This is a genomic window from Flavobacterium flavigenum, from assembly GCF_027111255.2.
Lineage (GTDB): Bacteria > Bacteroidota > Bacteroidia > Flavobacteriales > Flavobacteriaceae > Flavobacterium > Flavobacterium flavigenum.
In genome coordinates this window covers 3,020,769-3,039,017 of sequence record NZ_CP114285.2, presented here as the reverse complement: position 1 = coordinate 3,039,017, position 18,249 = coordinate 3,020,769, and the positions used below count along the sequence as shown (strand labels likewise).

The window sequence follows — 18,249 nt, the reverse complement described above, 5'->3', positions numbered from 1 at the left end:
AACCCGGCTACAAACGCCAACTGGGATGTTTGGGTTAAAGATGCCAATGGCTGTACATTTAAAGTAGATGTTGCTGTTGCTACAGACAATACCCCATCAGTAACTGTATCTGTAGACAATCAGTGTACAGGATCAGGAAGCGGTTTTACCCTTACGGCTACAGGTACAGGATTGTCACCATTGAGCTATAGTATTGGTGGTGCTACGGGCACCTTCCAGACGAGCCCTGTCTTTACGGTTGCAGCGGGTACTTATACGGTTCATGTTAAGGATGCCAACGGCTGTATCGTTCCATCGGCTGCCGTTACGGTTTATCCACAGTTGACAGCAAATGCAGCAGTGACCAGAGAGCTTAGCTGTTCCCCAACGACGCCTCAGGCACAGATTACAGTTACGGCCTCAGGAGGCAGAACAGGCTATACATATGAAGTTTCTACTAATGGAGGAACGACTTATGCAGCCATGGGAAGCAATGTCTATACAGCATCAGCAGCAGGCACTTATACTTTTAGGGTTACAGATTCAAATACACCAGGCTGTACTGTTATCACTACAGCTACAGTAAATGGGATTTCAGATCCTACAGTTACAGCTTCACAGGTAAATGTGAGCTGCAACGGAGGGGCAGCGAACGGTTCGGTTACCTTGACTGGTGCCGGCGGTTCAGGCGGCTATACTTACAGCAACAATGCTACAAGCGGATTTACGGCAACGGCTACCTTTACAGGATTGGCAGCAGGCAGTTATACATTTTATGTTAAGGACAGCAAGGGTTGTACAGGTCTGGTAAATGTAACCATTACCCAGCCAACAGCCCTGACTACTACAGCATCAGCCACAGCCTTTAGCTGTAATACGACTACAAACGTTAAACAGTCGGCAGTTGTTACTGTTGCGGTTCCAACTACAGGTACTGCCCCGTATACGTATAGTTTTGAGGGAAGTGCTTTTACAGGTACAAGAACATTCACGGTTTCCGATAACGGTACAGACCAGACGATACATTATATTGTAAAAGACAACAACGGCTGTACTTTCCCAGGTTCAGTTGTTATCAACAGATTAAATCCACCGGTAATTTCAGGAATTACCCATACCGATATTTACTGCAGCCCGGCTTCGCGTACCACTAGTACGGTTACAGTTGCCAAGGCAGCAGGTACAGGAGTTGGTACGACGTTTACTTATGAGATTACGGCACCAGCAGCTTCTGTTACATCAAATACTACAGGTATCTTCACCGGATTGGCCGGAGGTGTTACTTATAGTTTCAAGGTTACCGATGCGAGCGGCTGTTATGCTACAGGTTCCCATACGGTTCCTGTTGTTACCCCAATTGCAGCAATTGCCACCAAGCTGAACGATGTATATTGTAATGGAGGTTCTACAGGTTCTATCCGTTACGATGTAAGCCAGTTTACTACTACTTACAGTTATAAAGTCAACACAAATCCTGCAGTTACGGCTCAGAGTGCAGCTTCGTTTACCTTGCCAAACCTTGGTGTGGGTACTTATGATGTTGTTTTCACAGATGAGACTACAGGATGTACCGCATCTACATCTATCACTATTACCCAGCCTAGTTTATTAGGAGCTACAGCTTCAGCGGTGAATGCGAACTGTAATGTTTCTACTTCTAAGGTTACAGTAACGGCTACAGGAGGTACTCCAGGCTATACATATGCTTACAAACAAGACGGTGTTGCTCCGGCAACGACAGATTATGTTGCCAGCAGCGTTGCGGACTTAAACCCGGCTACAAACGCCAACTGGGATGTTTGGGTTAAAGATGCCAATGGCTGTACATTTAAAGTAGATGTTGCTGTTGCTACAGATAATGCGCCAACAGCAGTTGTTGCTATTGGAGCAGGTTGTTTAGGTACTCCTGGAGGATACACCATTACGGCATCAACAACAGGAGGAACAGGAACTTTATCTTACAGTATTAATGGAGGTGGTTCTTATCAGGCATCTAATATTTTTACAATAACATCGATAGGTACATATACTATTCGTGTAAAAGATGCTAACGGTTGTACTGCAGACAGCAACCCGGTTACAGTAGCTCCACAATTAACTGTAAGTGCCGTTTTAAATAAAGATATTACTTGTACAGCTCCAACAGTTGCACAAATTACAGTAACTCCAACAGGAGGTACAGGATCATTTACATACGCAAGTTCTCCTAACACTGGAACTTTTGCAGGAAATGTATTTACTACAAGTACTCCGGGTAACTATACTTTTACAGTTACAGATGCCAATTTGTGTTCTGCTTCAACAACAACAGCAATTATAGTTACACCAATAGTTAATCCTGATATTACTGGTGTTTCTCAAACACAATCTATTAATTGTAATGGTGATAATACTGCAGCAATTAATATAACAATTGATAATACAAAAGGATTAGCTCCATTTGTTTTCAATGTATTAAACACAACTACAGGTACTGATTATGGAACTCAGACTTCTGGTTTAGCTGCCGGTAACTATACAATTACCGTAAGAGATGCTAAAGGTTGTACAGATGCGTTTCCTTTTGTAATTAATCAACCAAAACCAATTGTTATTACAAAAACAGTAATTCCAATTCAATGTAATTCTGGTACGGGTATATCTAAAGGATCCATAATAATTGATAAAATTACTGATGGAGTAAGTACAATAGGTGGAACAGGAGGAACAGCTCCTTATACTTATTATGTAACAGGTATTAACGGATATAATGAACATGAACCAAATGCATCTGGGACAACATCAGTTACATTTAATGTGGTTGATTTCGGTTTGTATCAGATTAGAATTGTTGATGCAAATGGATGTTCAATTATTGAAGACAATGTATTAGTAGCATCACCACCAAATTCATTAGGTATTACTATTGATCCAACAGTAACTTGTGCTACAGGAGGATCGGCTACAGTTAAGATTACTTCTTCTTTTGCTGGTTCCGGGCCATTCCATTTCAATATTTATAAAGGAGACGGACAAGTTTGGACTGCTGATGGAACAGATGGATGGCAGGGAGAAATGCCTGCAGCTAGTAAAGAAACCCTCTTTACAAACCTATCACCAGGAGTAACTTATACATTTATTGTATATGATGAAAATACAAAATGTTACTATTATGAAACATCTAAAATTCCAGTACCTTCTACAACTTCAGTTACAGTTGCTAATATGGTTCCAAGAAATATTAGTTGTAAAGGAAGCAATGATGGTAATGTATCTTTTGATGTAATTAATGCTGGTGCTTCATCAGTAAATTATACATATGAAATTTTCGAAGCATTTACAAATGTGTCTAAATATGTTTCAGGTAGTTTAACAGTATCAGGTTCAAGCACAATTAATATTCCTAATATTCCTATAAACTTAGGTGTAGGGAGTTATTATGTTTATATAAAAGAAGCTTCAGGACCAAATTCTGGGTGTGGTTTTGCTTCAGCTAATTTCAATATTAAAGAATCTGTCGAAATATTGACAGTTACAGCTTCAAAAATTAAAAATGTTAATTGTAATGAGGATGGTGTAATTGCTGCTCAGGCAAAAGATGGTACAGCACCTTATACCTATCAGTATTTATTAGTATCTGCTGCTGCCCCAACTGCAACCACTGCAGGTTGGACAGGAAATACAACTTTCGCAACAAGTGTAACAGGAAATTATATTGTTTATGCAAAAGATGCTTATGGTTGTATTAAAACTGCAGCTGTTACATTAGATGCAGATGATGCGCCAACAGTTACTCCACCAGCAGCTCCGATTTGTTATGATGGAACTGCGTTTACCATTACTTTTTCAGGAACAGTTGATCCTGATATTATAGGAGGAGCGACTTATAGTGTAAACGGAAGTGCTTTCAAGGCTTCACCAAGTTTTACATTCAACGCTGCAGGTACTTATAATTTAGTAATTAAAGATGGAAACGGATGTACAGCTGATGTTGATTTTGAAGTATATCCTAAACTAAACTTATCGGCTTCATTGACTAAACAACTTGATTGTACAACAAATCCGGAAGCGGTAATTACATTAACGACTACAGGAGGTAATACAACACCAGCTGCTAATTATAATTATGAAGTATCGTTCAATAGTGGCGGATTTGTATCTGCTTCTAATCCATATTTAGCTTTAGCAGCAGGAAATTATGTATTTAGAGTTAGGGATCTTAATAATACTACGGTTTGTCAAACTACAACTAGTTTTGATTTAGATCCAATTCCAAGTACAGTATTTGGAACGACAGTAACAAATGTAAGTTGTAATGGAGTTGCTGACGGTACTATTACAGTGAATGTTAGCGGAGGTGAAGGTCCTTATAAATATAGTTTAGACGGAGGACTTACTGAGCAAACAACAAATACATTTACAGGTTTATCAGCAGGTACGGCTTATGTTGTAACAGTTCGTAATGCAAGAAACTGTATATTAAATTCAGCACCTGTAACGATCACCGAGCCTGTATTATTGGCAGCTACGAATGTTGTTACGCCATTTGGCTGTAGTGCTGGCAATGTAGCACAACCTGCAGTTGTTACGGTAACGGCTACAGCGGGTACAGGTACATCTCCATATACTTATAGCTTCAACGGATCAGGTGTTTATAGTTCAGTCAATACATTAGTTGTTGCAGACAATGGCACCGACCAGGTTATTGCTTACTCTGTTAAGGATGCCAATGGCTGTATTGTAAGCGGAAGCGCTACAGTAAACAGATATTTACCGTTAACGGATATTACCTTTGCTGTGACCACAGCACCAGTTTGTCCGGGCAATGTTGCCGATATTGCTTTGACAGTATCGGGTGGATATGTTCCTATGGCCAAATACGAGATCATTTCCCCAATCACGGTTAATAACGGAAATAACGCGTTGTTTACTGGTTTGGCACCAGATACTTATTTGTTCAGGGTAACGGATGCCAATGGCTGTTCAATAGAGAGAAATTATACAGTTAGCCCTGTAGTTCCAATTGCTATTGCAGGGGTTATGCTGAATGATATTTCATGTAATGCAGCAGACGGTACTACCAATAACGGTTCAGCACAGTTTACCGTTACGGGCTTCAGCGCCACTGGCAATTACAGCGTTGTGACTTCTCCGGCAGTTCCAGCAGCACAGGTTTCACAATCTGGCGATGTAATTACCCTTACAGGATTATCAGCAGGTACATATACAGTAACCGTACAGGACAATACAACACATTGTTCAGCGAATGCGGCAGTTACTATAACAGAACCAAACCCGATTGCTTTCACGGCATCAGGTACCAAAGTGTTCTGTTCACAGGATATTTCTACTATCACAGTTAGCGCTGTGACCGGCGGAACAGGCTCTTACACTTACGCAGTTGTACAAGGCGGCGCGGGAGCTCCGGTTGCTTCGGCATACAGCACTAGTGCAGTGATGTCAGTAGATACGAATCTGACAGACCTTTCATGGGATGTTTATGTAAAAGATGCTAACGGCTGTATCCACAGGGAGAATGTCAGCATTACAAACAATGCGGCTCCTACAATTAATCCGGCAGCACCACAGTGTTATGCAGGATCAGCCCTGATAGTTGACCTGGATGCCTTGACTACGACGTATAACAATGTTAAATCATACACAGTAAACGGATCGGCCATAGCTACATCAACAGCTACCTTTACATCACCGGGTACTTATAGATTAGGCATCAGGGATGATAATGGCTGTGAGGCATTTGTAAATTATACAATCGAGAAACAATTATTGGCTACCGCTACATTGACTAAAGACTTGTATTGTGCAGGATCTGTTGATGCTACTATTGATGTTGTTATTACAGACGGGGTTGCACCATACACTTACCAAATGTATGTAGGCGGAGTTGCTACAGGACCGGTAACTGCTACAGCAACAGGCTTCACAGCTTCAGTTTCAGCAGCGGGCAGCTATACATTTGTGATAACAGACAGCAATGCGGCGGTTTGTTCGGTAACGACAAACGCGGCAGTTGTAACTACACCTTCAACGCCAACGGCTACTGCAGTTCCAACAGCAGTAATCTGTAATGGAGAGAGCAACGGAACGATTACGGTAACGGCTTCAAACGGAGTTGCTCCATACACTTATGCCCTAAGCGGCACTGGTGCCAATGCAAGCGGAAACACAACAGGATTGTATACAGGCCTTATTGCAGGAACAACATATTCAGTAGTGGTAACGGATGCCAAAGGATGTGCTTCACCAGCAGTTCCTGTAACGATCACCGAGCCTGTATTATTGGCAGCTACGAATGTTGTTACGCCATTTGGCTGTAGTGCTGGCAATGTAGCACAACCTGCAGTTGTTACGGTAACGGCTACAGCGGGTACAGGTACATCTCCATATACTTATAGCTTCAACGGATCAGGTGTTTATAGTTCAGTCAATGCATTAGTTGTTGCAGACAATGGCACCGACCAGGTTATTGCTTACTCTGTTAAGGATGCCAATGGCTGTATTGTAAGCGGAAGCGCTACAGTAAACAGATATTTACCGTTAACGGATATTACCTTTGCTGTGACCACAGCACCAGTTTGTCCGGGCAATGTTGCCGATATTGCTTTGACAGTATCGGGTGGATATGTTCCTATGGCCAAATACGAGATCATTTCCCCAATCACGGTTAATAACGGAAATAACGCGTTGTTTACTGGTTTGGCACCAGATACTTATTTGTTCAGGGTAACGGATGCCAATGGCTGTTCAATAGAGAGAAATTATACAGTTAGCCCTGTAGTTCCAATTGCTATTGCAGGGGTTATGCTGAATGATATTTCATGTAATGCAGCAGACGGTACTACCAATAACGGTTCAGCACAGTTTACCGTTACGGGCTTCAGCGCCACTGGCAATTACAGCGTTGTGACTTCTCCGGCAGTTCCAGCAGCACAGGTTTCACAATCTGGCGATGTAATTACCCTTACAGGATTATCAGCAGGTACATATACAGTAACCGTACAGGACAATACAACACATTGTTCAGCGAATGCGGCAGTTACTATAACAGAACCAAACCCGATTGCTTTCACGGCATCAGGTACCAAAGTGTTCTGTTCACAGGATATTTCTACTATCACAGTTAGCGCTGTGACCGGCGGAACAGGCTCTTACACTTACGCAGTTGTACAAGGCGGCGCGGGAGCTCCGGTTGCTTCGGCATACAGCACTAGTGCAGTGATGTCAGTAGATACGAATCTGACAGACCTTTCATGGGATGTTTATGTAAAAGATGCTAACGGCTGTATCCACAGGGAGAATGTCAGCATTACAAACAATGCGGCTCCTACAATTAATCCGGCAGCACCACAGTGTTATGCAGGATCAGCCCTGATAGTTGACCTGGATGCCTTGACTACGACGTATAACAATGTTAAATCATACACAGTAAACGGATCGGCCATAGCTACATCAACAGCTACCTTTACATCACCGGGTACTTATAGATTAGGCATCAGGGATGATAATGGCTGTGAGGCATTTGTAAATTATACAATCGAGAAACAATTATTGGCTACCGCTACATTGACTAAAGACTTGTATTGTGCAGGATCTGTTGATGCTACTATTGATGTTGTTATTACAGACGGGGTTGCACCATACACTTACCAAATGTATGTAGGCGGAGTTGCTACAGGACCGGTAACTGCTACAGCAACAGGCTTCACAGCTTCAGTTTCAGCAGCGGGCAGCTATACATTTGTGATAACAGACAGCAATGCGGCGGTTTGTTCGGTAACGACAAACGCGGCAGTTGTAACTACACCTTCAACGCCAACGGCTACTGCAGTTCCAACAGCAGTAATCTGTAATGGAGAGAGCAACGGAACGATTACGGTAACGGCTTCAAACGGAGTTGCTCCATACACTTATGCCCTAAGCGGCACTGGTGCCAATGCAAGCGGAAACACAACAGGATTGTATACAGGCCTTATTGCAGGAACAACATATTCAGTAGTGGTAACGGATGCCAAAGGATGTGCTTCACCAGCAGTTCCTGTAACGATCACCGAGCCTGTATTATTGGCAGCTACGAATGTTGTTACGCCATTTGGCTGTAGTGCTGGCAATGTAGCACAACCTGCAGTTGTTACGGTAACGGCTACAGCGGGTACAGGTACATCTCCATATACTTATAGCTTCAACGGATCAGGTGTTTATAGTTCAGTCAATACATTAGTTGTTGCAGACAATGGCACCGACCAGGTTATTGCTTACTCTGTTAAGGATGCCAATGGCTGTATTGTAAGCGGAAGCGCTACAGTAAACAGATATTTACCGTTAACGGATATTACCTTTGCTGTGACCACAGCACCAGTTTGTCCGGGCAATGTTGCCGATATTGCTTTGACAGTATCGGGTGGATATGTTCCTATGGCCAAATACGAGATCATTTCCCCAATCACGGTTAATAACGGAAATAACGCGTTGTTTACTGGTTTGGCACCAGATACTTATTTGTTCAGGGTAACGGATGCCAATGGCTGTTCAATAGAGAGAAATTATACAGTTAGCCCTGTAGTTCCAATTGCTATTGCAGGGGTTATGCTGAATGATATTTCATGTAATGCAGCAGACGGTACTACCAATAACGGTTCAGCACAGTTTACCGTTACGGACTTCAGCGCCACTGGCAATTACAGCGTTGTGACTTCTCCGACAGTTCCAGCAGCACAGGTTTCACAATCTGGCGATGTAATTACCCTTACAGGATTATCAGCAGGTACATATACAGTAACCGTACAGGACAATACAACACATTGTTCAGCGAATGCGGCAGTTACTATAACAGAACCAAACCCGATTGCTTTCACGGCATCAGGTACCAAAGTGTTCTGTTCACAGGATATTTCTACTATCACAGTTAGCGCTGTGACCGGCGGAACAGGCTCTTACACTTACGCAGTTGTACAAGGCGGCGCGGGAGCTCCGGTTGCTTCGGCATACAGCACTAGTGCAGTGATGTCAGTAGATACGAATCTGACAGACCTTTCATGGGATGTTTATGTAAAAGATGCTAACGGCTGTATCCACAGGGAGAATGTCAGCATTACAAACAATGCGGCTCCTACAATTAATCCGGCAGCACCACAGTGTTATGCAGGATCAGCCCTGATAGTTGACCTGGATGCCTTGACTACGACGTATAACAATGTTAAATCATACACAGTAAACGGATCGGCCATAGCTACATCAACAGCTACCTTTACATCACCGGGTACTTATAGATTAGGCATCAGGGATGATAATGGCTGTGAGGCATTTGTAAATTATACAATCGAGAAACAATTATTGGCTACCGCTACATTGACTAAAGACTTGTATTGTGCAGGATCTGTTGATGCTACTATTGATGTTGTTATTACAGACGGGGTTGCACCATACACTTACCAAATGTATGTAGGCGGAGTTGCTACAGGACCGGTAACTGCTACAGCAACAGGCTTCACAGCTTCAGTTTCAGCAGCGGGCAGCTATACATTTGTGATAACAGACAGCAATGCGGCGGTTTGTTCGGTAACGACAAACGCGGCAGTTGTAACTACACCTTCAACGCCAACGGCTACTGCAGTTCCAACAGCAGTAATCTGTAATGGAGAGAGCAACGGAACGATTACGGTAACGGCTTCAAACGGAGTTGCTCCATACACTTATGCCCTAAGCGGCACTGGTGCCAATGCAAGCGGAAACACAACAGGATTGTATACAGGCCTTATTGCAGGAACAACATATTCAGTAGTGGTAACGGATGCCAAAGGATGTGCTTCACCAGCAGTTCCTGTAACGATCACCGAGCCTGTATTATTGGCAGCTACGAATGTTGTTACGCCATTTGGCTGTAGTGCTGGCAATGTAGCACAACCTGCAGTTGTTACGGTAACGGCTACAGCGGGTACAGGTACATCTCCATATACTTATAGCTTCAACGGATCAGGTGTTTATAGTTCAGTCAATGCATTAGTTGTTGCAGACAATGGCACCGACCAGGTTATTGCTTACTCTGTTAAGGATGCCAATGGCTGTATTGTAAGCGGAAGCGCTACAGTAAACAGATATTTACCGTTAACGGATATTACCTTTGCTGTGACCACAGCACCAGTTTGTCCGGGCAATGTTGCCGATATTGCTTTGACAGTATCGGGTGGATATGTTCCTATGGCCAAATACGAGATCATTTCCCCAATCACGGTTAATAACGGAAATAACGCGTTGTTTACTGGTTTGGCACCAGATACTTATTTGTTCAGGGTAACGGATGCCAATGGCTGTTCAATAGAGAGAAATTATACAGTTAGCCCTGTAGTTCCAATTGCTATTGCAGGGGTTATGCTGAATGATATTTCATGTAATGCAGCAGACGGTACTACCAATAACGGTTCAGCACAGTTTACCGTTACGGACTTCAGCGCCACTGGCAATTACAGCGTTGTGACTTCTCCGACAGTTCCAGCAGCACAGGTTTCACAATCTGGCGATGTAATTACCCTTACAGGATTATCAGCAGGTACATATACAGTAACCGTACAGGACAATACAACACATTGTTCAGCGAATGCGGCAGTTACTATAACAGAACCAAACCCGATTGCTTTCACGGCATCAGGTACCAAAGTGTTCTGTTCACAGGATATTTCTACTATCACAGTTAGCGCTGTGACCGGCGGAACAGGCTCTTACACTTACGCAGTTGTACAAGGCGGCGCGGGAGCTCCGGTTGCTTCGGCATACAGCACTAGTGCAGTGATGTCAGTAGATACGAATCTGACAGACCTTTCATGGGATGTTTATGTAAAAGATGCTAACGGCTGTATCCACAGGGAGAATGTCAGCATTACAAACAATGCGGCTCCTACAATTAATCCGGCAGCACCACAGTGTTATGCAGGATCAGCCCTGATAGTTGACCTGGATGCCTTGACTACGACGTATAACAATGTTAAATCATACACAGTAAACGGATCGGCCATAGCTACATCAACAGCTACCTTTACATCACCGGGTACTTATAGATTAGGCATCAGGGATGATAATGGCTGTGAGGCATTTGTAAATTATACAATCGAGAAACAATTATTGGCTACCGCTACATTGACTAAAGACTTGTATTGTGCAGGATCTGTTGATGCTACTATTGATGTTGTTATTACAGACGGGGTTGCACCATACACTTACCAAATGTATGTAGGCGGAGTTGCTACAGGACCGGTAACTGCTACAGCAACAGGCTTCACAGCTTCAGTTTCAGCAGCGGGCAGCTATACATTTGTGATAACAGACAGCAATGCGGCGGTTTGTTCGGTAACGACAAACGCGGCAGTTGTAACTACACCTTCAACGCCAACGGCTACTGCAGTTCCAACAGCAGTAATCTGTAATGGAGAGAGCAACGGAACGATTACGGTAACGGCTTCAAACGGAGTTGCTCCATACACTTATGCCCTAAGCGGCACTGGTGCCAATGCAAGCGGAAACACAACAGGATTGTATACAGGCCTTATTGCAGGAACAACATATTCAGTAGTGGTAACGGATGCCAAAGGATGTGCTTCACCAGCAGTTCCTGTAACGATCACCGAGCCTGTATTATTGGCAGCTACGAATGTTGTTACGCCATTTGGCTGTAGTGCTGGCAATGTAGCACAACCTGCAGTTGTTACGGTAACGGCTACAGCGGGTACAGGTACATCTCCATATACTTATAGCTTCAACGGATCAGGTGTTTATAGTTCAGTCAATGCATTAGTTGTTGCAGACAATGGCACCGACCAGGTTATTGCTTACTCTGTTAAGGATGCCAATGGCTGTATTGTAAGCGGAAGCGCTACAGTAAACAGATATTTACCGTTAACGGATATTACCTTTGCTGTGACCACAGCACCAGTTTGTCCGGGCAATGTTGCCGATATTGCTTTGACAGTATCGGGTGGATATGTTCCTATGGCCAAATACGAGATCATTTCCCCAATCACGGTTAATAACGGAAATAACGCGTTGTTTACTGGTTTGGCACCAGATACTTATTTGTTCAGGGTAACGGATGCCAATGGCTGTTCAATAGAGAGAAATTATACAGTTAGCCCTGTAGTTCCAATTGCTATTGCAGGGGTTATGCTGAATGATATTTCATGTAATGCAGCAGACGGTACTACCAATAACGGTTCAGCACAGTTTACCGTTACGGGCTTCAGCGCCACTGGCAATTACAGCGTTGTGACTTCTCCGGCAGTTCCAGCAGCACAGGTTTCACAATCTGGCGATGTAATTACCCTTACAGGATTATCAGCAGGTACATATACAGTAACCGTACAGGACAATACAACACATTGTTCAGCGAATGCGGCAGTTACTATAACAGAACCAAACCCGATTGCTTTCACGGCATCAGGTACCAAAGTGTTCTGTTCACAGGATATTTCTACTATCACAGTTAGCGCTGTGACCGGCGGAACAGGCTCTTACACTTACGCAGTTGTACAAGGCGGCGCGGGAGCTCCGGTTGCTTCGGCATACAGCACTAGTGCAGTGATGTCAGTAGATACGAATCTGACAGACCTTTCATGGGATGTTTATGTAAAAGATGCTAACGGCTGTATCCACAGGGAGAATGTCAGCATTACAAACAATGCGGCTCCTACAATTAATCCGGCAGCACCACAGTGTTATGCAGGATCAGCCCTGATAGTTGACCTGGATGCCTTGACTACGACGTATAACAATGTTAAATCATACACAGTAAACGGATCGGCCATAGCTACATCAACAGCTACCTTTACATCACCGGGTACTTATAGATTAGGCATCAGGGATGATAATGGCTGTGAGGCATTTGTAAATTATACAATCGAGAAACAATTATTGGCTACCGCTACATTGACTAAAGACTTGTATTGTGCAGGATCTGTTGATGCTACTATTGATGTTGTTATTACAGACGGGGTTGCACCATACACTTACCAAATGTATGTAGGCGGAGTTGCTACAGGACCGGTAACTGCTACAGCAACAGGCTTCACAGCTTCAGTTTCAGCAGCGGGCAGCTATACATTTGTGATAACAGACAGCAATGCGGCGGTTTGTTCGGTAACGACAAACGCGGCAGTTGTAACTACACCTTCAACGCCAACGGCTACTGCAGTTCCAACAGCAGTAATCTGTAATGGAGAGAGCAACGGAACGATTACGGTAACGGCTTCAAACGGAGTTGCTCCATACACTTATGCCCTAAGCGGCACTGGTGCCAATGCAAGCGGAAACACAACAGGATTGTATACAGGCCTTATTGCAGGAACAACATATTCAGTAGTGGTAACGGATGCCAAAGGATGTGCTTCACCAGCAGTTCCTGTAACGATCACCGAGCCTGTATTATTGGCAGCTACGAATGTTGTTACGCCATTTGGCTGTAGTGCTGGCAATGTAGCACAACCTGCAGTTGTTACGGTAACGGCTACAGCGGGTACAGGTACATCTCCATATACTTATAGCTTCAACGGATCAGGTGTTTATAGTTCAGTCAATACATTAGTTGTTGCAGACAATGGCACCGACCAGGTTATTGCTTACTCTGTTAAGGATGCCAATGGCTGTATTGTAAGCGGAAGCGCTACAGTAAACAGATATTTACCGTTGACTGGTATGGATCTTTCAGCTACTCCAATTTATTGTAATACAGCTGGAACTGTTTCGACAGTAAAAGTAAATTCAGTTACAGGTGGTTTAGCACCTTATACTTATGAAATTATTTCACCAGCTTCAGCAGTAACAGCTCCTAGTTCAATAGACAGTTTTGATAACTTATCTCCTGGGACTTATGTTATTAAAGTTACAAGTAGTAATGGATGTAGCATAACTGAATTGATTGATGTTAAAGAAGCTGATAAAATATCAGTTACCCATCAAATTATTAATGATGTATATTGTAAAGATGGTAGCACAGGAGCTGTAGATTTCACAGTTTCGAATTACATTACTGCGGCTAACTATACATTTAATTTAACAAAAGGTGCAACAACTATAAGTTCATTCACTCAAAACGGAGATGTTATTAGTTACACAGGTCTGGCTGAAGGGAATTATACTTTCACAGTTATAGATGGCGTTTCGGGTTGTTCAGCTCCAATTAATTTCACAATTAATGAACCAGCTGCTGTTTTAAGCTCAGCTTCAGTTGCAACAAACATTAATTGTAACGAAGATAAGGCGACCATCACAGTAACTGCGAACGGGGGAACTGCACCTTACAGATATGCTGTAGCGAAAGCAGGTGATCCGGTTCCAACAAATTTTGAAACGACTAATCAGTTGGTTGTTGATACTAATAATGGTGCTGATGTAAACTGGGTTGTATATGTATTAGACAGTAATAATTGTAATGCAAATAATGCTCAGCCTATAGTACTGGATGCAAATCCAACTATTGCAAGCGCAGCAGCTACACAATGTCCTAGCGCAACAGGAACGTATGAAATTACTGTTACAGCAACAGGATTCAATACAGCCTTATTGTACAGCATAGACGGAGTGAGTTTTAATTCAAGTAATGTTATTACAGTTAATGCTCCTGGCACCTATAATGTAATGGTAAAAGATGCTAATGGTTGTTCTTCAGCTGTTACTCCGGTTACAATTATGGAACCACTAGTACTTACTCCAACAGTAACTACTTCACCTTCTTGTACAGATGGTGACGGTGTTGTAGCTGTGTCAACAACAGGAGGTTCAGGAAACTGTATTTATAACATTGACGGAGGTGCCTTCGGAGCAGCTACACCTTTAACAGGAGTTCATTCAGGATCTCATATTATAGGTGTTAAGGATACAACTACTTTATGTGAAGTATTTGTAACTATAGATCTAAAACCGGCGACCATAATTACAGGATTTGCGTTGACATCAACACCTGTAACATGTAACGGTTTAAGTGATGGTACTATCACAGCAGCTATGGATACTCCGGCAGAAGGTATTAACGATAATCCGGTATATACTTATAGTCTGGATGGAGGCTTACCTCAGGATTCTCCTATCTTTACCGGAGTTTCAGGAGGACTTCATACAGTGATAGTAAGATCTGAAAGAGGTTGTGAGGATACTAAAACAATTACGGTTTTTGAACCAGCTAATATAGCTGTAAATGCAGTTGCAGTATCGCAGTTCAATTGTACTACAGGTAATACATCGAATTTTGCAACGCTTACAGTTGATCCGGTAACAGGAGTAAGTGGAGGTTCAGGTACGTATGTGACTTATGAATTTATCAAAAACGGTACTCAGGTTCAAAACGGTACTTCAAATACATACACAGAATTTGATTTATCTGGCGGAACTTATACTGTAAATGTTTATGACAGCAATGGTTGTATGGGTACTTATACTACGCCAATAACAATTGCTCCATATATTAAGTTAGATAAAATAGATGTTGTAAAAACAGCTATTACATGTATTAATCCAGAAAGTATAACTGCTACAGCGGTAGATGCTTCAGGAAATGCAATAGCAGGTATTGAATATACTTTAACAGATGTTAGTGGTGTTATTACATTCGCTCCTAATACAACAGGTAATTTTACTGGTTTAGCAGTTGGAGACTATATCATTACAGCATTAAATCCGGCAACAGGATGTAGTATTCAAAAAGCTCATTATGTTAATCAACCAAATACTTTCGACTTAAATGTTGTAAAAGATAGTGATATCGTTTGTTATGGTTCGAATGATGGCGCGGTAACGATTACTTTAATAGACAATATTGGTAACCCTGATGAAGCTGGAAGATTCAATTATACAGTATCATTATTGGGAGCAGTAGTACGTTCAGGAACTTCTGCAACAGCAGGACCACTGTCTTTAACAAATCTGTCAGCGGGTGAATATACTGTTTCAGCAACATTAATTGACAGTCCATTCTGTACAGTGCCAGCTACATTCACAATTGGACAGCCTGATGCACCGCTGCAAATTGCAGAAACGCATGATGCTATTACTTGTATCCCAGGTAATAATGACGGAAGAATTGTAGTATCTGCAACTGGCGGATGGGCAGGAGGATACGAGTATAAATTAGAAAATAGTAATGGTACTATTATTTCTGACTGGTCTGCAATTGCTGAGTTCCCTAATCTGACAGCTGAAACATATACTGTAAGCGTAAGAGATACTAAAGGTTGTATTAATAGCCGTACTGTACAATTGGTGATTCCACAACTAATAACTGTAACTGCTGTTCCGGATATGACTATCGTACCATGTTACGGAGCTACTACTGCTACAATTACAGCAACTAATGTAACAGGAGGTCAGGGAAGTAACTATTCATATACTTTGAATATAATTACGGCTACTGGAGTAATTTCTTCAGGTCCGCAAAATTCACCAAGCTTCTCAGGATTAGGTGCAGGAACTTATAGCATAACAGTTATTGATGGATATACTTGTAGCAATACTTCTGCTGAAATCACAATCACAGAGCCAACTATTGTTACGCCATTGTTAGTACATTCAGGTAATGCAACTTGTTTAACGCAAGATAGTTTGACTTTAAGCGTAACAGGAGGAACAGCTCCTTATACATATAGTGCAGATCCTAGTTTTGCTACAGGAGTTATTACATTGCCAGCTTCAGGTTCACATACTTTCAATGTTGCCCCTGGTGATTATAAATACTATGTAAAAGATGCTAATGGATGTGTAAGTTTTGTTTCAAATGGTATTAAGGTTCAAGAATTCCCTGAACTTGATATCGACATTGATGTTCAAAATGCTGTTATCAACTGTAAAGGTGATGCAACAGGTGTAATTGTAGCAACAGCAACAGGTGGTTTAGGTAATTATGTTTACACTTTATTAAATAGTGTAGGAACTGTTGTTCAGGGTCCAAAAGCAGATGGTAATTTCGATTATCTGCCTGCAGGAGATTATACAGTTCATGTTGTTAGCGATGATTGCCAAGAAGATTCAGCTGTTATTTCAATTACAGAACCAACTGATAATTTTGCAAGTACATATGTTGTTACAGACGTCACTTGTAATGGTAATAAAGATGGAAAGATTGTTATTACGCCAACTGGAGCAACTGGAACTGTTATGTATGCAATTTCTCCTAATTTTGATAGATTTGATGATAAGAATGTAATTAGTAATTTAGAGCCTGGAGATTATAGTGTAATCGTTGTTGATCTGCCAGCAGGATGTAGCCATACAATCAATTTCAAAATTGAAGAGCCAACCCCTTTATATTCGGAACTTATTGCTAACAGTATCCAGCCTGAACAATGTAAAGGAGATAAAAACGGTGCTTTCGATATTGAAATAAAAGGTGCAGTAGCTCCATATAGTTTTAGTTTAGATAGTAAAGATGGTCCTTATATTGTTATAGGTGGCACTTATGACAATCTTACAGGTGTTCAACATTCTTTCACAGGTTTAGCAGGAGGAAATCACACTGTTTATATTAAAGATGGTAAAAATTCCACATGTGTAAATAGAGTTGATATTATGATACCGGAAGGCGTTGAACTTAACCCAACGAATATCGTAAGTTATGATTGTGTGAATAATGCAAACGCTAACATGGTTAAAATTGATCCGGGTTATGATGATCATAGCCAAATTGATTATAGTATTGACGGAGGAGCAACAATCCAGCAAAGTGACATCTTTACAAATCTTGCTCCGGGTAAATACTCAGTAAGAGTAAGACATACTAATGGATGTGAGGCATACACAAACTTTGAAATTAAAGCTGTTGCTAAATTAGACATTACTGTAACGGATGAAAAAGGAGTTTGGAATGTACTTACTGCAACTGCTGTAGGTGGTGGTGGAGAATACCAATATAGTATCGACGGTGAAAACTTTAGTTCTGAAAATAAATTTACTATTTACAAAACAGGAACTTATAGAATTACTGTAAGAGACAAAAATGGTTGTACAGACTTCGAAGACCACTATATTGAGTATGTTGATGTTTGTATCCCGAATTACTTTACGCCAAACGGCGACGGTCTTTATGACGAATGGGGTCCTGGTTGTACGAATATTTACAACAACCTTGAGTTCTCTATCTTCGACAGATACGGTCGTGAGATTGCAAAATATCGTTACGGTCAGAAATGGAATGGTAAATACAATGGCGAGGAGTTACCAACAGGTGATTACTGGTATGTTCTTAAACTAAATGACAAGAAAGATGATAGAGAGTTTGTTGGACATTTCACACTATACAGATAA

Annotated in this window: 1 protein-coding gene (cut by a window edge); it reads left to right on the top strand. The window is 41.9% G+C overall.

The annotated features are described in order from the left end of the window. Positions 1-18,249: the 3' portion of a T9SS type B sorting domain-containing protein gene (locus OZP09_RS12445; RefSeq protein WP_281309465.1), read on the top strand. 13,833 nt of this gene lie to the left of the window's left edge; 18,249 of the gene's 32,082 nt are visible here — the last part of the coding sequence; the start codon falls outside the window, past its left edge; its stop codon occupies positions 18,247-18,249.